18 protein-coding genes are annotated in these 21,135 nt (G+C 36.7%); 10 read left to right on the plus strand and 8 right to left on the minus strand.

Annotated elements, in window-relative coordinates; all coding sequences use genetic code 11:
- Nucleotides 1–2: 2 nt before the first annotated feature.
- The 3 genes from ACK4R1_RS01390 to ACK4R1_RS01400 are packed head-to-tail and all read right to left on the minus strand — an operon-like array spanning nucleotide 3 to nucleotide 4,757.
- Nucleotides 3–1,313 carry a DUF5689 domain-containing protein gene (locus ACK4R1_RS01390; RefSeq protein ID WP_409682589.1) on the minus strand — a complete coding sequence of 437 codons (1,311 nt, stop codon included), beginning with the start codon at nucleotides 1,311–1,313 and terminating at the stop codon, nucleotides 3–5.
- Nucleotides 1,314–1,318: 5 nt separating this feature from the next.
- Entirely contained in the window at nucleotides 1,319–1,939 is a 621-nt protein-coding gene (locus ACK4R1_RS01395) for a choice-of-anchor J domain-containing protein (protein WP_409682592.1), read from the minus strand.
- A gap of 10 nt (nucleotides 1,940–1,949) precedes the next feature.
- The gene (locus tag ACK4R1_RS01400; RefSeq protein ID WP_409682595.1) at nucleotides 1,950–4,757 is read right to left on the minus strand and encodes a carboxypeptidase-like regulatory domain-containing protein; all 2,808 of its coding nucleotides are present in this window, start codon (nucleotides 4,755–4,757) and stop codon (nucleotides 1,950–1,952) included.
- A gap of 138 nt (nucleotides 4,758–4,895) precedes the next feature.
- Between ACK4R1_RS01400 and ACK4R1_RS01405 the strand changes: the two genes are divergently transcribed.
- From ACK4R1_RS01405 to ACK4R1_RS01415, 3 genes are all read left to right on the plus strand, one after another.
- Entirely contained in the window at nucleotides 4,896–5,999 is a 1,104-nt protein-coding gene (locus ACK4R1_RS01405) for an endonuclease/exonuclease/phosphatase family protein (protein WP_409682598.1), read from the plus strand.
- 68 nt (nucleotides 6,000–6,067) lie between these two features.
- Nucleotides 6,068–6,604, plus strand: a complete 537-nt coding sequence (locus ACK4R1_RS01410) for a 3-hydroxyanthranilate 3,4-dioxygenase (protein WP_409682600.1) — start codon at nucleotides 6,068–6,070, stop codon at nucleotides 6,602–6,604.
- 148 nt (nucleotides 6,605–6,752) lie between these two features.
- Nucleotides 6,753–8,306 carry an aldehyde dehydrogenase family protein gene (locus ACK4R1_RS01415; protein WP_409682603.1) on the plus strand — a complete coding sequence of 518 codons (1,554 nt, stop codon included), beginning with the start codon at nucleotides 6,753–6,755 and terminating at the stop codon, nucleotides 8,304–8,306.
- 122 nt (nucleotides 8,307–8,428) lie between these two features.
- Here ACK4R1_RS01415 and ACK4R1_RS01420 read toward each other — a convergent pair whose 3' ends face one another.
- From ACK4R1_RS01420 to ACK4R1_RS01440, 5 genes are all read right to left on the minus strand, one after another.
- Complete coding sequence (locus ACK4R1_RS01420) at nucleotides 8,429–9,004, minus strand: PhnA domain-containing protein (protein WP_409682606.1); 576 nt, start codon at nucleotides 9,002–9,004, stop codon at nucleotides 8,429–8,431.
- 15 nt (nucleotides 9,005–9,019) lie between these two features.
- On the minus strand, nucleotides 9,020–9,514 hold the full coding sequence (locus tag ACK4R1_RS01425; protein ID WP_409682609.1) for a DUF6646 family protein: 495 nt from the start codon (nucleotides 9,512–9,514) through the stop codon (nucleotides 9,020–9,022).
- Between the two features lie 63 nt (nucleotides 9,515–9,577).
- Nucleotides 9,578–10,315, minus strand: a complete 738-nt coding sequence (locus tag ACK4R1_RS01430) for a metallophosphoesterase family protein (protein ID WP_409682612.1) — start codon at nucleotides 10,313–10,315, stop codon at nucleotides 9,578–9,580.
- Nucleotides 10,308–11,459 (minus strand): ATP-binding protein, encoded by a 1,152-nt coding sequence (locus ACK4R1_RS01435; protein WP_409682615.1) that lies wholly within the window; start codon nucleotides 11,457–11,459, stop codon nucleotides 10,308–10,310. Before ACK4R1_RS01435 ends, ACK4R1_RS01430 begins: the two co-directional genes overlap by 8 nt.
- A gap of 77 nt (nucleotides 11,460–11,536) precedes the next feature.
- A complete protein-coding gene (locus ACK4R1_RS01440; protein ID WP_409682618.1) occupies nucleotides 11,537–12,433 on the minus strand; it encodes an aldo/keto reductase family oxidoreductase in 897 nt (298 codons plus the stop codon).
- Nucleotides 12,434–12,684: 251 nt separating this feature from the next.
- Between ACK4R1_RS01440 and ACK4R1_RS01445 the strand changes: the two genes are divergently transcribed.
- From ACK4R1_RS01445 to ACK4R1_RS01475, 7 genes are all read left to right on the plus strand, one after another.
- On the plus strand, nucleotides 12,685–13,689 hold the full coding sequence (locus ACK4R1_RS01445) for an AAA family ATPase (protein ID WP_409682621.1): 1,005 nt from the start codon (nucleotides 12,685–12,687) through the stop codon (nucleotides 13,687–13,689).
- Between the two features lie 77 nt (nucleotides 13,690–13,766).
- Nucleotides 13,767–14,633: a DUF58 domain-containing protein gene (locus ACK4R1_RS01450; protein WP_121312127.1), complete on the plus strand. Its 867-nt coding sequence runs from the start codon at nucleotides 13,767–13,769 to the stop codon at nucleotides 14,631–14,633.
- A 92-nt stretch (nucleotides 14,634–14,725) separates the two neighbouring features.
- Nucleotides 14,726–16,360 (plus strand): hypothetical protein, encoded by a 1,635-nt coding sequence (locus tag ACK4R1_RS01455; protein ID WP_409682624.1) that lies wholly within the window; start codon nucleotides 14,726–14,728, stop codon nucleotides 16,358–16,360.
- 2 nt (nucleotides 16,361–16,362) lie between these two features.
- Nucleotides 16,363–17,361, plus strand: coding sequence for a vWA domain-containing protein (locus ACK4R1_RS01460; RefSeq protein ID WP_409684041.1), 999 nt, complete (start codon nucleotides 16,363–16,365; stop codon nucleotides 17,359–17,361).
- Between the two features lie 125 nt (nucleotides 17,362–17,486).
- Nucleotides 17,487–18,524, plus strand: coding sequence for a vWA domain-containing protein (locus ACK4R1_RS01465; protein ID WP_409682627.1), 1,038 nt, complete (start codon nucleotides 17,487–17,489; stop codon nucleotides 18,522–18,524).
- Nucleotides 18,525–19,262, plus strand: a complete 738-nt coding sequence (locus ACK4R1_RS01470; RefSeq protein ID WP_409682630.1) for a tetratricopeptide repeat protein — start codon at nucleotides 18,525–18,527, stop codon at nucleotides 19,260–19,262. It abuts the gene before it with no gap.
- An 84-nt stretch (nucleotides 19,263–19,346) separates the two neighbouring features.
- Nucleotides 19,347–21,113: a BatD family protein gene (locus ACK4R1_RS01475; RefSeq protein WP_409682633.1), complete on the plus strand. Its 1,767-nt coding sequence runs from the start codon at nucleotides 19,347–19,349 to the stop codon at nucleotides 21,111–21,113.
- Nucleotides 21,114–21,135: the final 22 nt, after the last annotated feature.

Here is a 21,135-nt window from a genome sequence, read left to right on the forward strand (position 1 = left end):
TATTAGTTCCCTACAATTTTTACATTGTCTACTTCCCATGTTCTGGAAGCAGTAGTTGTAGAAGTATATCTGAAAGCAACGTGAATATTTGCTCCAAGATAAGATGAAATATTAAGTCCTCCGGAATTTGTCCAAACATAAGCGTTAATGTTCGTATCCAAAGTCGCACCGGTTAACAGTGTCCATGTAGCTGTGCTTGGTGCGTTTCCACTAGTGTAATTGGTAGAAATATAAACCTCTAATAAATTACCGGCAAACCTTGAAGCATTGTCAAAACTTAGCGTTCCTGAACTAAGACCAGCTGTATTGATTGCAGGAGATATTAACCAATCGTCATTAGCGTTGTTAATGGTTGAAAATCCTGAGATTCTAGCACAAGCGCCTGGGTTTCCAAAAGTTGGATCCAATGTCCAAACTTGTGTTCCCACTACGCTAAATTTAGTCCAAATAGGAAAATTAGAAGTGAATGATTCCTCATAAAAAGGAACAATTCTATTGTTGGTTAATTTAACATCATTAACGGTTCTGATCATGAACTGAAAATCGTTGTTGAATTTTGTCAAGACACCACGAACTTTACCGTTTTTAGAAGGCACTGCTTCGCCGGCAAATTTTGCATACTCGCTAACTCTAACAATGATTTTAGTTCCTGCTTCATCAACGATTTCATGATTTGTAGCTCCACCTATACTATTTAATGTAGCATCATAGTATTTTTTTCCTAAAGAAGCGTCAGTAAATTGAACGGCGTCAAACTCAATCAACATGTTTAAATATTGATTGCTTTTGGCTTGCGCAATGGTTAAATTTTTAACGATTTGATCTTCATTCTCAACTCTATCACATGATCTGAAAATAACATTCTTATACTCAACTCCTGAAATTCTTCCAACTCCATTATTATAAGATGAACCTATAACCGTTGAGCTGTGTTGTAAATTGAAGTATCTTTTCTTGTCAAGTTTAATAGTCACTTTTCTTCCCGGTTCAAACTCATTAAATAAGTTGTAATTGTCAACCGGCATACTAAATCCTTTTAAACCATCTAATGACATCATCGAAATTGATTTATAGAAATTACCTCCTTCATCACTTGATGTAACATAAGCTTCTATGTAATCTGTTACATTGTCATCAGTTGTGTATTGGGCGGCAGAAGCTGTAGCAATATTGGTGATATCGGTAACTTCTTTAGTCTTTGCAATGGTTACACATTCGTTAGACAAATCTGGAATGTCGTAATAATCGTCACTTGCACATCCTGTCAAGGCAGCAAAAATGACTCCTGTTAATAATAATTTTAAATTTTTCATAGCTATTAGTTTTTAGAAATCTTAATGTTATCTAATTGAAGTGTAGTGGTTACGCCTGCTCTGCTTCCTGTGTATTTGAATGCAATTCTAACGTTGTCACTATTGTATCCACTCAAATCAATATTACCACTACTTACAAATACATCATCAGTTGTTGGTGCTGTAAAAGAAATTGGTGTCCAAGTAGCAGTTGCTATACCTGCTGTTGTTCCGTCATAATCGGTAGAAATAAAAGCAGTTAATGGATACCCATTGGCAAATCTGGTTTTGGTAAGGAATGATAACATCTCTCCTGACGTTGTTGTCAAATCAATAGCCGGTGTGATTAACCAAGCTGCATCATTAGTTCCAGTTGCAGAATAGAAAGAAGAAAACTCCGCATAATTGTTGTTTGAAAAGGCTCTTGCATGCCACAAACGGGTTGCTGTTGCGTTATAATTTACCCATCCTTCTAAAGCGATGGCCACTTCATTAGATCCGCTTCCAATTGGTGAAGTAGTAAATCCTTCATTGAAATAGTAATCAAACACTGTAGGAATAACATAATCATCATCGCCTACACAACTTGTTAGCATACTTGACGTAAATACCAACAAAAACATTGTTTTTAAAAATTTAATTTTCATAGTCTTTTTTTTAGAAGTTAATGTAGAAGTTTACGAAATATGTTCTTCCATAACCATAGAAATATTTTGGACCAAATGATGGTGTTCCATAAGCATTATCCGCTTGTAAATCAGGGAAAGTAGCTTTTCTTGATTGTTCGAAACCACCTGTTTTGTATTCAACATCAAAAACATTGTTTACTGTGGCAAAGAAACCAATTATATTTCTGTTTTTATTACTGATTCTCCATGACTTACCTCCGGTTAAGTTTACCAATGTAAAGCTATCAAATTTTTCTTGTCTTAAAATATCTCTAACAGATTGTGGTGTGGCTCCTGCATAGTTGTCTCCGGTTGCATCATCTATACTGAAGTTATCTGTACGCATGATTTTAGAAACACTGATGTAACTATCAGATAAATAATTTGCGTTTGCTCCAATCCACCAGAAATTTGGGTCACGGTACTCTAATCCGAATGAATAGGCTTGTTGAGGCATTCCCGGCTGGTGGTAATTTTTCAAATAAACTGTTCCAAAATCAGTTAACGGACTCAATCCTTGAGCTGCTAAAGCATCGTCACTGGTTTGTAATTTTGCATTGCTTGAATAAATATATTGTCCATAAGATGCCGCAGCAGTTGCTTTAATGGTTGAAGTAATTTGGTACTCTAGACCAAGTTCAGCACCAAGATTTTGCTTTTGGATTCCGGTTGTAATTTCTGTAATAAAAGAGTCCTCGTCTCCCTCAGCATCTCCAACATTTTCAGCATAGAAAAATGCTATTTCGGTAGCGTCTTTGACTTTAGAATAGAATCCGGTTAATCTTGCTTTGAAATTAGGCATTCTTAAAATATAACTTGCATCAGTACTAACGATATTTTCGCTGTTTAGGTTTTCCGTAAATTCATTGCTTCTTCTTGCATTGTAAAAACTATTTCTCAAGTTGGGTGCTTTGGTCAAATACATTCCGTTGAAATCAAAATAATGCTGACCTGATAATTTATAGGTTAAACCACCTTTGAAACCGAAGTTTTCAAAAACTTTAGATTCACCTTTACCGTATGAATTATCTGCGTAATTTCCACTTCTGTATAAACCTTCTCTTTGGTATTCAGATCTTGAAAAATTTTGAGCTAAATAAAAATCGAATTTTTGGTAGCTGAATTTGAATTGTGTGAAAGCATCAACTACGTTGGCAAATAAATTATAATTATAACCAAATGTTCCGCCTTCAAGAACTTGTTGATTTGGATTATTTAAATCAAATTGTGCGTTGTTGCCTTGAAAAAAACGATCCACGTTTAAAAAATAATCGCCGCCTAATAAATCAATTATTGCAGCATAATTATGTGATTTCACGTTTCTGTAAATCACCCCTGAGTTGAAGTTGATATTGTTTGACAAAGAACTGCTCAACAACATATTGGCCGTCAATGTAGTATCATCATTACGTTGTTCAGTCAAAGCAAAAGCACTTTCTCCATTAACTGTATTTTGATTGGCAATATACATGCTGTTCCAATCAATTTGACTGTTGTTCAGAAACTCTTGTTGTGCAACTTGAGCAGCAGGATTAATTTGTGAAGTGGTATTGTCCGGGTTGGTGACAGTAATCCAGTTAGCCGGATCGTTGTAATAATAACTAGGAAGTTTTCTATAATAGGTAGGATCAGGATTATTCCCTAAAGGATTTTCCAATCTTGAATTTGAGATACGCCCTGTTTGGTAAGCCAAATTGGTATTCAAATTAGTTCTTTCCGTTAATTTCCAATAATGTGATAACATTATAATTGGCTCGTCAACATCTTTGTCTCTTGAGTTTCGTTTTTTTCCGTCTTGCCATCCCCAATAAGAATTGTACTCAACGCCCATTAAATCAGTTACTTCTTTAGTATTTGGAGATGATTTTCCTCTACTGTTTTGAGCATAAATACCGGTTAAGTTTAAACTGTGTTTTTCGTTAAACTTTTTCTCAACACTGGCAAATAATGACTTAGCATCATAATCTGTTCCTTCAAAATAGCCTTCTTTTGCCCAACGCCCTGAAGCCGAAACTACATAAGCCCAACCATCTTTACTTAATCCAGAGGCATGTGTACCCATTACTCTCCAACTATAGTTTGTATTAGTTCCTGACATAGAAACTCTAGACCCTGGACGGTAAAAAGAAGCTCTTACGTTGATTTCCTGAGTTCCTAAAGCACTACCGAATGTATAATCAGAAGGAGCAGAACCCATTGTAAATTCCTGATTACGAGTAGCGTCATTTAAACCTCCCCAATTGCTCCATTGTGGTCTTCCGTCATATAATTTATTCATTACAATACCATTAATCATGGTAGTACCGTACTCATTATCTAGCCCTCTAATTCTAAAACGAGCCTGACCCCAGTTAAAAGCAGCAGCTTGTTGATAAACATCTCTGGAAGCTTGCAACAATCCCGAAGTACTTTCGGAACCACTATTATCATCTCCTAAATCATTTTCTGTGATGGTAACTAAACTTAATTGTTGCTCTGAAGTAATATCTTCTTCAAAAACAATAACCCCTAAATCTACTATTTTACCGGCTTCAACCTCAACAACTAATAATTGATCTTTATAACCCGGACTCTTAATTTGCAGTACCTGACTGCCTTTAGCCACATCTTTAAAAATAAAAACACCAAGTGCATCTGTCAAAGAAGTTTGTGTGGTGTTTTGAATGGAAGCGGCAACATTTTGTAAAGGTTTTTGTGTTTTAGAATCTACTACTTTTCCTTTGATACCTGCAGTAGTTTGCGCAAAAACAAAAAACACTTGCATCACAAATAAAGTACTAATAACAAGTTTTTTCATAAATAAAATTAAATTAATTTCTATTTTGCTGAGTCTTAATAAAAACTTAACAGCCGACAAATGTACATCTTTTAATAATATTATCTACTTTTGGCTCGAAGTTTGTAAAAAACTTGATATTAAATTAATATACATTTTATGAGAATTACAAAATTTATAGCGCTTTTCTTTGTTTTATTCGCAATTTCAGAGACGAACGCTCAAGGAAAAAAGTATAATATCCATACTGTTGCCTTTTATAATTTAGAAAACCTTTTTGACACCATAAACGGTCCTAACAATGATGAAGAATGGTTGCCAAATGGAGCGCAAAGTTGGACATCTGCAAAATACAAGCAAAAACTCCGCAACATGGCTCGTGTTCTATCAGAAATTGGAACCTCAGAAAATCCAAACAATAGCCCAACATTAATTGGTGTTTGTGAAGTTGAAAACAGAGGCGTTTTAGAAGATTTGGTTAAAGAACCTTTGCTTATCAATAAAGACTATGGTGTAGTTCACTTTGATTCTCCGGACAAAAGAGGTATTGACGTTGGTTTTTTGTATCAAAAAAAGCATTTTAAACCAACCAGTTTCAAGAATATTCCATTGTTAATCTACAAAAGACAAGAAGGTAAAGAAGATAAAAATGCCAAAGATGATCCTTCTGATGATAAACCAGAGACAATAGGAAAAGATGATAGAGTTTACACCCGTGACCAATTGTTGGTTACAGGTTTCTTGGACGGCGAAGAAATTCATGTTATTGTAAACCACTGGCCATCTCGTTCAGGTGGTGAAAAGAGAAGCTCACCTTACCGCGAAGCCGCCGGTAGATTGAATCGAAAAATAATGGATTCCCTTTTTACTTTAAATCCTAATGCAAAAATACTTACTATGGGTGATTTAAATGATGGCACCTATAATAAAAGTGTAAAAGAAGGTATTGGCGCCAAACGTAAAAAAGAAGAAGTAAAACAATTTGGCATCTATAATCCATTTGAAGAGATGTTTTACAAAGGTAACGCTTCGCTTTTCTGGCGTGATACCGGAGATATTTTTGACCAAATCATGGTATCGGAAGCTTTAATCAAAAATGACTATTCTTCCTACCGATATTGGAAAGCCGGAATAACCAATAAACCTTATATGATACAACAATCAGGACAATATAAAGGTTATCCGTTACGACACGGAACAAATGAAGTCGGTTTTAGCGACCACTTTCCGGTTTATGTCTATTTGATTAAAGAAATAAAATAATTTGAAAGTCCTTTAGTTTTAAAACGAGAGGACTTTTTTATTTTATAACTTTACCTAAAATTTAAACAATGGCTGTAGCAAAACCCTTCAACCTCAACCAATGGATAAACAACAACCGTCATTTGTTAAAACCACCTGTTGGCAATAAAAATCTTTATGTCGATTCAGGTGACTATATTGTCATGATCGTCGCCGGTCCAAACGCCAGAAAAGACTACCATTACAACGAAACCGAAGAATTGTTCTACCAACTCGAAGGCGAAATTACCGTTTATATCCAAGAAAACGGCGAAAAAAAAGCTATGAAACTATCTGCCGGCGATATGTTTTTACTTCCTGCAAAAGTGCCTCACTCTCCGTCTCGGACAGCAAACTCAATAGGACTAGTGGTTGAACGCAAACGAAACGGAAAAGACATTCCCGATGGCTTGCTTTGGTTCTGTGACAATTGTAACCACAAACTTTACGAGGTTTACTTCGAACTAAACGATATCGAAAAAGACTTTCTAAAACATTTCAACCATTTTTACAACTCAGACCAACTAAGAACCTGCGAAAAATGCGGCACAGTGATGGAAGCCGATCCGAGATTTACATCAAAATAATTTTCAGGAGCTGATTCCGGCTATCCATTCTATCTTTTTATGATTAAAAAATCATAAAAAGGATGCCATTCCTATCCGGGCTAATTAGAACATTATTCAAAATAAACCTTTACTTTTGCAATCAGTAAAACAAACAAATAAACTTACAATGTCAACAATTGCGCAACAATTCGGCATGACCGAAGCTTTAGAAATATTAGGCGTAAAAGCCATTAACGAAGGAACTTCCACCGGAAATAATCATTTCTCTAATGGTGAAATCTTAGAAAGTTATTCTCCGGTAGACGGACAATTAATCGGAAAAGTTAAAACAACAACCGCAGAAGATTACGAAAAAGTAATGCAAACTGCGAGCGAAGCCTTCAAAACTTTCCGCTTGATGCCTGCGCCAAAACGTGGAGAAATCGTTCGCCAGTTTGGTGAAAAACTCAGAAAATATAAAGAACCTCTCGGAAAATTAGTTTCCTATGAAATGGGAAAATCTCTACAAGAAGGTTACGGAGAAGTCCAAGAAATGATTGACATCTGTGATTTTGCCGTTGGTTTATCGCGTCAACTTCACGGATTAACGATGCACTCCGAACGTCCGGGTCACCGAATGTACGAGCAGTATCATCCGCTAGGCATTGTCGGAATAATTTCGGCTTTCAATTTTCCGGTAGCCGTTTGGTCTTGGAACACGGCTTTAGCCTGGATTTGTGGTGACGTTTGCGTTTGGAAACCTTCTGAAAAAACACCTTTGTGCGGAATCGCTTGTCAAAATATCATCGCCGAAGTGTTGAAAGAAAACAACCTTCCTGAAGGAATCTCGTGTTTAATCAACGGCGATTATAAAGTAGGCGAAATGATGACGCATGACAAACGCGTTCCGTTAGTTTCTGCAACCGGTTCAACGCGTATGGGCAAAATTGTAGCGCAAGCTTGTGCGGCTCGTTTAGGCAACTCATTATTAGAATTAGGCGGCAACAACGCCATCATCGTAACACCGGATGCCGACATCAAAATGACGGTTATCGGAGCAGTTTTCGGAGCGGTTGGAACAGCCGGACAACGTTGTACTTCTACCCGTAGATTAATCATCCACGAAAGTATTTACGATAAAGTAAGAGATGCCATTGTTGGGGCTTATGGACAATTAAGAATCGGAAATCCTTTAGACCAAAACAATCACGTTGGACCGCTAATCGATACACATGCGGTTGAAATGTACAGCAAAGCTTTAGAAAAAGTGGTTGCCGAAGGCGGAAAAATATTAGTGGAAGGCGGCGTTCTTTCAGGCGAAGGTTACGAAAGCGGTTGCTACGTAAAACCAGCCATTGCAGAAGCGGACAACTCATTCGAAATCGTGCAACACGAAACTTTTGCGCCGGTTTTATACTTATTAAAATATTCAGGCGATGTGCATGAAGCCATTGCCATTCAAAACGGCGTAGCGCAAGGTTTATCTTCGGCCATTATGACCAATAACTTGCGTGAAGCGGAAGCTTTCCTTTCAGTTGCAGGTTCAGATTGTGGCATTGCCAACGTAAACATCGGAACTTCCGGTGCGGAAATTGGTGGCGCTTTTGGCGGTGAAAAAGAAACCGGCGGCGGACGTGAATCTGGTTCTGATGCTTGGAAAGTTTATATGAGAAGACAAACGAATACCATCAATTATACGACCAGTTTGCCATTGGCACAAGGGATTAAATTTGATTTGTAAATTTGAACCATATAAGTCATAGAAGAAAATAGAAGATTATAAATATTAAAAAAGGCGTTCATAATTTCTGAGCGCCTTTTTCTTATATGAAACTTATATGACTTATATGGTTCAATCCAAACTTACTTCGTTTTCTTCACATACTGTGTCAAAATTACAATATGTTGTCCTTCAACTCGGCCTTCAATTTGTTCGGCATTGTCCCAAACTACTTTGATGTTATGAACTGCTGCGCCACGTTTTGCTGTGAAATTGGCTCCCTTTACATCCAAATCTTTAATCAAAACCACCGAATCACCATCGAATAAAAGATTGCCATTGCTGTCTTTGTGAACAATTTTGCCTTCATCCTCTTCGCCTTCTCCTGTAGCTTTGGCCCATTCTAACGCTTCGTCATCAAGATACATCATGTCGAGCAAATCATGATTTTTTAAACGCGCCAACATGCGCCAAGAAACAATTTGCACCGGAAGATTTTCATTCCACATACTATCACTTAAACCACGCCAATCATTAGCATTGGTTGTATCGGGATTCTCAATTTGATCTTTTAAATTTTTGGTGATTAAAATACAGTTTTCGGGAATATCTTCAGTCTTTGGTGCTACCAAATACACCACTAGATTCTCTTCGCTTCCGCTGATTTCACATTTAGAACCGCTTCTGTCTTTCAATCTTTTCTCAGTAACAATGCTCATTATTTTTGTCTGGTTTTATAAATTAAAGGATGCGCCAATGGTAAACACAAATTGATTGTTATAGTGTTCAAATCCGTTTACATCGGTATCATATCTTGCTAATGGTGCATTGGCTTCAGCAAACATTCCGAAACCATTGGTAAAAAAATACCTAAAACCAAGATGACCACCAAAATTACGCAATCCTAAATTCAAACCCGGATAAAGATCCATATTGTCACTTAATTTTAAAACATTACCGATATTGGCATTAAAACGCACTTTTAAATCCGCTCGGTCTTCAAAACGAGGTTTATAACCTGAAATTTCATTGGCATTAAGCATATATCCGGCTACTATTCCGAATGACATGTTTTCACCCATTCCAAAATCAGCTGAAACACCAATTCCCGTTCCTCCATCTTGAAGCGTCATGCCTACTTGACCTTTAACGTCTCCTTTTCCTTTAAAAGCTTGTGCATTGACCAAACTTACTATTGCCAAAGCTACTATTGTGATTGTTTTTTTCATCATATTATATTTAAGTACAAATATAGACCATTAAAAATACTAATTTGTAGAATTAATTTGAAATCAATTTCTCCCTTTTTCATTAAAATACAATTCGTTCAGTGGTTCGCTTTGCCAAAATTCTTTAGTGTTAACATCCATAATAGTTAGCGGTCCTTTAAAAGCCGCGCCGGTATCAACATTCCAAACACAAGCTTTTCGCACCGGAATGGTTTCTCCAATTCGTGTTACGGGAGTGTGACCAATATAAACCTCATCATATAACGTCAATCTTCTTGGATACAACCAACTGTCTTTTGAAATAGACGGATCTAAAGCCAAAGCCGATTCCCAAAGCGTTCTATCCCAATAAAATAATTTCGGGAAGTATTCGAAATGGATTCCGTTCATATTGGTAAATCCGGCATGAACAAACAATCGATTTTCATCATCTAAAAAATAATTATCCAATGCTATCAGAAAATCGATGTGCAATTTCTTTGTTGCGTCTGAAATTTTTTCATAAGCCAAAACCGTAGCTTCACCGCCGTGTTTGTACCACATTTTCTCGTCGAAATTCTTGGTATTGCCTTCGAGCCAATCTAACAGTAATTCATCGTGATTGCCCCGCAGAAAAATGCAGTTTTGTTTCTTACTCAAATCGATTAAATAATTGATTACTTGTGGCGATTCACTCCAACCATCGACATAATCTCCCAGGAAAATAAGCGTATCATTAACCGTGACATTTGCTCTTTCCATGATTTGGTGAAGTGCACGCAAACCTCCGTGAATATCGCCAATTACTAATATTCTACCCATTAATTTCGTTGTATTTCATTTTTCTTAAAATGCGCATCGCTTCTTTAAAACTCAAATAAATATTCGGTCTTTTTTGAGCTTTCAGAAACGGTTTGGCCTCAATCAATTTTTGCTTTGCATCTTCAAATCCGTTCAAATAACAAATCATCAAAGTCGAAGATAAATTCTCTAAATCCTTTTCTTCGCGTTCGGAAATGGAAATCCCTTTTTGCAATTTATTAATTAAAGCTAAATTAGAATTATATATGTGATGCAGCATTTTTTTATTGTATGCCGGCGGTTCAAACAGCATTTTGGTTTCCATTTTGTAATACCCATTGTCAAAAAATTGAATGGTCAATTGTTCCAACGGATAAAAACTCGTTTTATCATTTAACCCAAGCGGAACGTGTTCTACAATAGTAAAACTATGGTCGTCGTACTGAATAGAAACCACATCGAGCGCCGAATAAAAAAGTTTTACCCTTTCGTTGATTAATTCAATATCTACTCTGGAAAGATAAGTTGTGTCACGGATTTTTTTCGGAATTCCGGCCCAACAAATTACAAATAACTCTTTAAAAACCCTATACTTCGAAGGCATATCGCCGTGACGTACGTTCATAAAATCCATCACGCCATCAAGCGTGTAAGCAATACTATTCCGCGAACTGTTTTCAATACTAATCACCGTTTCGATATTCTGTTTCGAATAGGGAATTTTATCTTCAGTAGGCATTGAATTGCTTCCAACTCTAACAAAAACAGTGTTCGCCAAAATGGTGTAAATGTTTTTCTTAAAAAAAGAAGTTTTGTGCTTAGGCTTAATTGTTACCAAACCGACAACCCTGTCTTTCGGCAAATTCGGAAACGGCACATTTTCATATTGAATTTTTGGGGGATTTTCCAAATAAGCATTCACCAAATTCTGTATTCGGCTGTCGTCAAAAAAATCATCCCCAACAATTTCATTGTCCTGATCTTCTACACCAACAACAATATAAGAGTTATTCGAAGGATTAGAATTAGATAAAGCACAAATGTGTTTTAAAAACTTCGCTTTCCCTTCTTTAGTGTGCAAATTTAACTGGCGCTTCTTGTCATAAAAACTGCACTCATCGTTGTGAGCTAAAAGGTTTTTAATCAAAAGGCGCTTGTTTATCATAGTTTAAGTACGATTTACAAAGTACAAAGTACAAAGTAATTACTACTTCAAACTTTGTTCTTCAAACTTCGTATTTTTTAAGGCACTTCATTCCCCATACTTTCCGTCCAAATGGCAAACCAGTCTTCTTGTTCCAAGGGTAATTCGGCGGCTTTCATTAAGGCTTGAATTCTGGCTACATTGACTGTTCCAGCAACAGGAATAACTTTGGCCGGGTGTTTTAAAATCCACGCCAACAAAATCGTGTCTGAACCAAAATGGTATTTTTTCACTAATTCGGCCAATAGCTTTTTTAATCTTCGGGTTTGCTCAATGTCTTCTCTGAAAACTGTTCCCAGCGGATTCCAACTCATCGGGCGGATGTTGTGCAGTTGCATATAATCAAAACTGCCGTCTAACATGGCTTCGTGATGCGTGGCCGAAAATTGAACTTGATTATAACTGATTTCGGTTTTTTGTCGAATCAATTCGGTTTGCCAAGCCGTAAAATTAGAAAGACCAAAATCAATAATCTTGCCTTCCTTTTTGAGTTTTTCCACTGCTTCCGCAATTTCATCGGCTACCATCAACGGACTTGGTCGGTGCAAAAGAAAAACATCTAAATAATCGGTTTGGAGATTTTTTAAAGAATTCTCTACCGACCAAATGATATAGTCTTTGGTGTAATTATAGTGTTTGATTTTGTTGTCTCTTCCATGAGTAAGCTGACCCGAGCCAGAATGGCGAACTGGCAAAGCAATTCCGCATTTTGAAATCAGTTGGAGATTTTTTCGGTCGATTTTACTTTGGGCGAATGCCTTTCCAAAATCGGCTTCAGTGGTATATCCTCCATAAATATCGGCGTGGTCAAAAGAGGTGATTTGGTTTTCAATACAAAGCTGTATCAAATGTTCCATTTCTGAAGTGTTCAGTTTTTTATCCCAAATACCCCAATTCATGGTTCCGGCAATTATGGGCGATAGTTTTGTTTGCATTTTTCTGTTTTTTAGAAGTCTGTTGTAACTGTTATTAGTTTTTTGCGCTTTGGAAAATTTTCTTATTTTGCCACCAAAAAATCAGAAAACAGTTTAGGTCTTAAAATTATAAAAAGAAAATCATAAATCGTCCTTAAAATTGGGATGTTTTGCAAAGTTTTAACGCATTATTAACATCGCGTAACCTAATAAATTTTCACTTTTGAAATGTTAAAATTATAACAGACATACATTAGCATAAATAGAACACTATGGAAGAAAATGGTACTGCTTTAGACATCAGAGCAATTAATGCAAAAATAGAACATGAAAGTGCTTTTATAGACTTGTTGACAATGGAAATGAACAAAGTCATTGTAGGTCAAAAGCACATGGTAGAACGATTATTAATTGGGCTTTTAGGACAAGGACATATTCTTTTAGAAGGTGTTCCGGGTTTAGCGAAAACCCTAGCTATTAACACTTTGTCTCAAGCTGTTCAAGGAAGTTTCAGCCGGATTCAGTTCACTCCGGATTTGTTACCGGCCGACGTTATCGGAACCATGATATACAACATCAAAGCCAATGAATTTTCAATTAAAAAAGGTCCGATTTTCGCCAATTTCGTTTTAGCCGATGAGATTAATCGTGCGCCGGCCAAAGTACAATCGGCTTTATTAGAAGCGATGCAGGAAAAACAAGTGACGATTGGCGATACTACTTTCAAATTAGACAAACCCTTTTTAGTATTGGCTACACAAAACCCAATCGAGCAAGAAGGAACTTATCCGTTACCGGAAGCACAAGTAGACCGTTTTATGCTAAAAACCGTGATTGATTATCCAAAAATGGAGGAAGAAAGAATGGTTGTTCGTCAAAACTTAAAAGGAGCTTACGAAAAAGTAAATGCGGTAGTTTCGGTTGAGCAAATTCTTCGCGCTCAAGAAGCTGTCCGTGAAGTTTATATGGACGAAAAAATCGAAAAATACATACTAGACATCATCTTCGCTACTCGTTTCCCTGAAAAATACAAATTAGAAAGTCTAAAACCGCTTATTGGTTTCGGAGCTTCTCCTCGTGGAAGTATCAACTTGGCAACGGCTGCCAAATGTTACGCTTTCATCAAACGTCGTGGCTATGTAATTCCGGAAGACGTTCGCGCCGTAGTTCACGATGTATTGCGTCACAGAGTTGGTGTAACTTACGAAGCAGAAGCAGAAAACATTACTTCCGTTGATATCATCAACAAAATCGTAAACGAAATTGAAGTACCTTAATTTTTTGTTTCAAGTTTAAAGTTTCAAGTTAAATCAACCTGAAACAAAGAAAACCTGAAACCTGAAACAAAGAAAAAATGGAAACAAAAGACCTTCTCAAAAAAGTTCGTAAAATCGAAATTAAAACCCGAAGATTGAGTGATCATATCTTCTCGGGTGAATACCATACGTCGTTCAAAGGCCGCGGTATGACTTTTTCGGAAGTGCGTCAATACCAGTTTGGCGACGATATTCGCGCCATCGATTGGAATGTAACGGCACGTTATAACGAACCATATGTCAAAGTTTTTGAAGAAGAACGCGAATTGACCATGATGTTGATGGTAGACATTTCGGGTTCGGAAAGTTTTGGAACCAAAAACCAACTGAAAAGCGAAATCGTTACTGAAATTGCCGCAACCATGGCTTTTTCAGCGACACAAAACAATGATAAAATTGGGTTGATATTATTTTCAGACCAAATCGAATTATACATTCCGCCAAAAAAAGGAAAATCTCATGTTTTAAGAATCATTCGCGAGCTAATCGAATTCCAACCGAAAAGCAAAAGAACCGATTTGTCACAAGCTTTGAAATTCTTATCTGGAACGCAAAAAAAGAAAGCCATTGTATTTGTGATTTCGGATTTTATGGTCGAAGACGATTATGAAAAAACCTTAAAAATTGCCGGAAAGAAACACGACATCACCGGTGTTAGAGTTTACGATATACGCGAAGAAAAAATGCCAAACATCGGAATGGTAGAAATGGAAGATGCAGAAACCGGTGAAGTTTTAGTAGTCAATACCGGTTCGAAAAAAGCTCGTTTGAGTTACGAAAAACAATACCAAGACAAAGTCAATTATTTCAAAGATATTTTCTCTAAATGTGGTTCAGGAACCGTAAACACTCGTGTGGATGAAAGTTATGTTACCAAATTATTAGGATATTTTAAATCGAGATGAAAATTTAACCGCTAAGAACGCAAAGAAACGCAATACTCGCAGCGTTTTCGAAGTATAGACTTGGCGCACTTTGCGGTTAAGAAAAATTAAACATGAAATTAAAGTTATACATATTATTTCTACTAACATCCGTAACTCTTTTCGCTCAGTCGAAAAAAGTAACGACTTCTATTGATACCACCAAAAACAAAATCGGAGCCGAATTCAAACTAACATTAAAAGCCGATGTCGATACGTTATCCAAAGTAAAATTCCCAAATAACAAGTTTTTCGGTGCTTTAGAAGTGATTCAATCCTACAAAATTGACACCGTTAGAAAAGGCGCACGATATGAATTAATCAAAAAATATGGCCTAACGCAATTCGATTCAGGAAAATATACCATTCCTAGAATTCCGGTCATGATCAACGGAAAAGCTTCGTTTTCTGACAGTATTAAAGTCGAGGTCAATGATGTAAAAGTTGATACCTTAAAACAAAAAATGTACGACATTAAAGACATCGCGCAAGTAGAAAGTCCGATGGGAACTTGGTGGATTTATGTTTTAGTTGCCTTAGTAATTGCGGTTGCCGGATTTTTCATCTACAAATTCATCAAAAAAATTCAGACCAAAGAAAAAGTTGAAGTCATTGTCTATAAAACGCCAATCGAAAAAGCGACAACTTTACTTCAACAATTAGAATCGAAAGAACTTTGGCAAAAAGGTGAAATCAAGCATTATTATTCGGAACTGACCGATATTGCCCGAAATTATATCGAAGAAGAAATTCACATTCCGGCAATGGAAAGCACGACTTCAGAACTCATTGAAGGTTTGCGAAAAGCCGCCAAACAACAGAAATTAAAATTGTCAAACGAAACTGTTGAAAATCTCGAAAAAGTATTAAAACAAGCCGATTTGGTGAAATTCGCCAAAGTAAAACCACTAGATTTTGAAATCGAAGAAGACAAAAAACGCATTTCCAATTCGATAGTAACCATTCACAAATCGATTCCGGAAATTGTAGAAGATGATGACGAATTGGCGCTTTGGAACGAACAACAAAAAGAATTGGCACGTTTACAAAAACTCAAAAAGCAAAAACGCGTTAGAATTATCACGACCATAGGAATTGTTCTTGGCATGATCGTAATTGCCCTTGGTAGCTTGATTTATTTCAAAGGTTTTGATTATGTCAAAGACAATTTAATTGGTCATCCAACCAAAGATTTAGTTGAAGGTGAATGGGTTTACAGTGAATACGGAAACCCCGGCGTAAAAGTGGAAACCCCAAAAGTCTTAAAAAGAATTGATGCCGAAAAAGTGCTTCCTAAAGAAACCATAGCGTTATTAAAAGAGATGCAAATCTTTATTTATGGCAGCATGATTGATAATTTCTACCTTGGCGTATCAACAACGACTTTTAAACAAGAAACGCAAATCGATTTAGAACAAGCTGCCGAAGGAAGTTTGAAAGTGTTTGAAGCCCAAGGCGCCAAAAACATCATTGTAAAAACCGAAGATTTCGACACCCAAAAAGGTATCAGCGGTAAAAAGGCCTACGGAACCTTGGTAATGATTGACAAAAACAATGGTAAATCGACCAAACTATATTATGAAATTCTGGTTTTTGCGCAAAGCAATGGCTTACAACAAATCACCATTATGCATGAAGAAGGCGATAAATATGGCAAACAAATTACCGAAAGAGTACTGAATTCGGTCGAATTAAAAATAGCAGACTGATGATGAAAGAAGTGAGTTTTTTAAATCCTGAATTTTTCTGGCTGTTTTTATTGCTTCCGGCGGCTATCGCTTGGCAGTTTTGGAAAAGGAAACAATCAGCAACCTTAAAAATAAGTTCGGTTAGAGGTTTTAAAGCCGAAAAATCATTAGCCGCCAAACTAAAACCGTATTTATTTGTATTGCGATTATTGGCGCTAAGCTCTTTGATTATTGCGATGGCGCGACCACGAAAAGTGGATATCAGCAGCCAAACCAAATCGACTAAAGGCGTTGATATTGTTATGGCGATCGATGTATCCGGAAGTATGTTGGCCAAAGATTTAAAGCCAAACCGTATGGAAGCTTTGAAAAAAGTGGCCGAGAACTTCGTCGCCGGAAGACCTAATGACCGAATCGGAATTGTGGTTTATGCTTCCGAAGCTTATACGAAAACACCGGTTACCAGTGACAAAGCGATTGTTCAAGACGCCATTCGAAGCATTAAATACGACAACGTTTTGCAAGACGGAACCGGAATCGGAATGGGATTGACAACGGCTGTGAATCGTTTGAAAGACAGTAAAGCGAAAAGCAAAGTGATCATTCTGTTAACAGATGGTGTCAACAACGCCGGATTTATTGAGCCCGAAACCGCTTCGCAAATTGCCAAAGAATACGGAATCAAAGTCTATACTATCGGGATTGGAACCAATGGTGACGCGATGTTTCCTTATGCTTACGCACCAAACGGTGGCTTTTTATTCCGAATGATGCCGGTAGAAATCGATGTGACGTTGTTGAAAACCATTGCCAAAAATACCGGTGGAAAATATTTTAGGGCAAATAACAACAGTAAACTGGAAGCCATTTATAACGAAATCAACAAATTGGAAACCACCGAAATTCAAGAGCTGAAGTTCTATGATTATGATGAAAAATTCAGACCTTTTGTTTGGATTGCCGGCCTCTTACTTTTGTTAGAATTCGGTTTGCGAAATACGGTTTACAGAAGTTTTATATAATTACGACACGAGCCGAAGGCGACTGTATGGAGCGTCGCGGAATAAATTAAAAATTACGAAAGACGAATGATTATCATAACGAAAAATTTAATTCATAATTTAAAATTCACAATTCATAATTGTTTATGTACGAGTTAGAAGAAAAAGGATATTTGTATTTCTTAATTGCCATTCCGGTTTTGGCGATGCTTTTCTTGTATGTACAATACTGGAAAAGAAAAAAACAACGCGAATTTGGTGATTTGGATTTACTGAAAAAATTAAGTCCCGAAAAATCGGTTTTTAAACCTATTTTGAAATTGGTTGTCTTTTTATTAGCGTTAACTTGTTTGATTATTGGTTTAGTTAATCCCAAAATGGGCACTAAGTTAGAAACGGTAAAACGAGAAGGAATCGATATTGTTTTTGCGATCGATGTGTCTAAAAGTATGTTGGCCGAAGATGTTGCGCCAAGCCGATTAGAGAAAAGCAAACAATTGGTTTCCCAAATCATCAACAATTTAGGAAGCGACCGAATCGGAATTGTAGCTTATTCCGGTAGTGCTTTCCCGGTTTTACCGATTACTACGGATTATAGCGTGGCTAAAATGTTTCTGCAAAGTATGAATCCGGGCATGATTTCCTCGCAAGGAACATCCATTGACCAAGCCATTAATTTAGCCACAACTTTTATTGACAAAAAAGACAAAACCAATAAGTTGTTAATCATTATTAGCGACGGTGAAGACCATTCTGAAAGCTCATTAAGCGCCGCAGAAGAAGCCAAAAAATTAGGCTTAAAGATCATTACCATTGGCGTGGGAAGCGAAAAAGGCGGCCCAATTCCATTAAAAAGAAATGGTGTAGTAGAAACTTTCCAAAGAGATCAAAATGACGAAGTAGTAATTACCAAGAGAAACCCTGATGTTTTAAAAGAAATTGCCAAAGCCACCGGCGGCGGTTATGTCGATGGTAATTCCACCAAAACGGTTTTGGATTATGTCAAAAATGCTCTGGACAATATCCAAAGAACCGAATTTGAAAGCACTCAAATGGCCGATTTCAAATCGCAGTTCCAATGGTTTTTAGGGTTTGCATTTTTCCTATTATTTTTAGACGTTTTCCTTCTCGAGAAAAAGACAAAATGGGTTGAAAAAATGAATTTATTTAATGAAAAAGGATAAATGAAAAAGATAGTATTATACAGTTTACTTCTGTTTTCCTTTTTGGCAAATGCCCAAAATAAGGAGAAAGACAAAAATTTGCCCAAAGGAAACGAGTCTTTCGCAGAGAAAGAATACGCTGATGCCGAAGCAGAATACCGAATTTCGGAAGCAAAAAACCCTAAAAAATCTATTGCACCTTATAATTTGGGCAACGCCATTTACCGTCAGAATCAAAATAATGAAGCGAAATACCATTACGCAAAAGCACTAAAAAATGCTAAAACACGAACCGAAAAACATCTGGCGTTTCACAATATCGGCAATACCTTAATGAAAAATAAAGATTATTCCGGTGCCGTTGAAGCTTATAAAAATGCTTTAAGAAACAAGCCTTCAGACGAACAAACCCGTTATAATTATGCTTTAGCCAAAAAAATGCTGGAAGACAATCCGCCTAAAAAAGACGATGACAAAAGCAAAGACAAAAAGAATCAAAAGGAAGACGAAAAGAAAAACAAGGACAATAAAGATAAAGACAAGGACAAGGACAAAGATAAAAAAGGTCAAAACGATAAAGATAAAAAAGACGACAAAGACAAAAATCAAGGAAAACCACAACCACAACCAGGCGGAATTTCCAAACAGCGCTTAGAGAATTTGTTGGATGCGGTCAATAACGAAGAGAAAAAAGTTCAGGATAAAGTCAACAAACAAAAAGTGCAAGCCAATCCGAAAAAAGCGGAAAAAGATTGGTAATTAACCTATATTTTAAAATTTCGTTAAATAACAACCTAGAAAACACAGACTTTACCAACTTTGTGAGTCGAAATAAATGATAAAATGAAAAAGATAATTGTTTTATTACTGTTATTGTTCGGAAGTTCGCTGATGGCTCAAGTACAATTTGAAGCCAAAGTGAGCAAAAATTCTTTGGGAATCAACGAAAGATTACGCATCGAATTTACGATGAATGCCGATGGCGATAATTTTGTACCACCTGCTTTTGAAAGTTCAGGTTTCAGAATTGTTGGCGGACCAAGCCAATCGGTAAGCCAATCTTGGATTAATGGTAAAAGCTCGTTCAACAAATCATATATCTACATTTTATTACCAACAGAAAAAGGACAATTGACCATCAAACAAGCTTCGATAGAAATCAACGGTCAGATTTATAAAACTTCTCCGGTGAAAATTAATGTGACCAATGCCGTTGAATTGCCTAAAGATCCTAACGAAGCACCGGCTATTACCGCAGATGATAACATTTATTTAGTCGCCGACATTTCTAAGGCCAATCCATACCTCAACGAACCGATTACTGTTGTATACAAATTGTATTTCAGTTACAACATCGGGATTTCCAATTGGCGCGAACTAAACAAACCCAAATACAATGATTTTTGGAGCCAAAACATCGACATCAAACAACTTAAAGCGGAAGATGGTATGTTCAAGGGCGAACGTTATCGCTATGTAGTTTTGAGAAAAACCGTATTATATCCGCAAAAATCAGGTAAACTCGAAATCGAACCACTTTCGTTGGATATCGATTGTCAAGTACCGAGTAATCGAAGAAATTTTTGGGGCCAACCTCTGATGGTTGATGACAGCAAACGCGTTTCAGCCGGTAGCAAAGTCATTAACGTAAAACCTTTGCCTGAAAGCGGAAAACCGGAAGATTTTAGTGGTGCTGTCGGTCGTTTTGACTTTCAAGTAAAACCTTCCAAAACAGTCCTGAAAAACGGAGAATCTTTTGATTTGAATGTTAGTGTTGTTGGAACCGGAAACCTAAAATTATTTACTTTACCAAAACCGATATTGCCTTCTGCGTTAGAAATGTATGATCCGGTACATGATGAAAATGTCAACACACCCTTGACCGGAATGTCGGGAAGAATCTCTGATAAATACACTATTATTCCTCAATACAAAGGCAATTATCAAATCAAACCGATTAGTTTTACTTATTTCGATTTGGCTTCCGGAAAATATAAAACCATTACTTCTCAGCCGATAACCATCAATGTTTTGGATGGACCAAGTGTCGCTTCAGCCGAAAAAACAAATCCCAACGAGGTGACCAAAACTAAAGTTGAAGTGGCCAAATCATTTGCCTATAACAAACAAAAAACAACCTTGAAATCAATGGAAAAAGAAGATTTCATAGGTTCAGGATTTTTCTTTTCTTTGGTGGCTTTGCCGTTTTTAGCCATTCCGTTGTTGATTGTCGGCAAGCGAAGAAAACAAGCATTAGACAATGATGTCGTTGGCAATAAAATCAAAAAATCGAATGCATTGGCTAAAAAATATTTGGGCGAAGCCAAAAAACATTTGGGCAACAAAGAACCTTTTTATATCGCTTTAGAAAAAGCCATGCACAATTTCCTGAAGGCCAAATTGAACATCGAAACTTCGGAAATGAGCAAAGAAAAAATCTCCGAAATTTTACAATCAAGAAGCGCTCAAGTTGAAACCATTTCTGAATTTATAACCTTGACAGAAAACTGTGAGTTTGCGAGATATGCTCCGTCATCAGAAACTGCTATTCAACAGGATTATGATAAAGCGGTGACTATTATTTCGGCGTTGGAGAAACAAATTAAATAATTGACAATGAACAATTGATAGT

Source organism: Flavobacterium sp., from assembly GCF_046293665.1.
Classification (GTDB): Bacteria; Bacteroidota; Bacteroidia; order Flavobacteriales; family Flavobacteriaceae; genus Flavobacterium.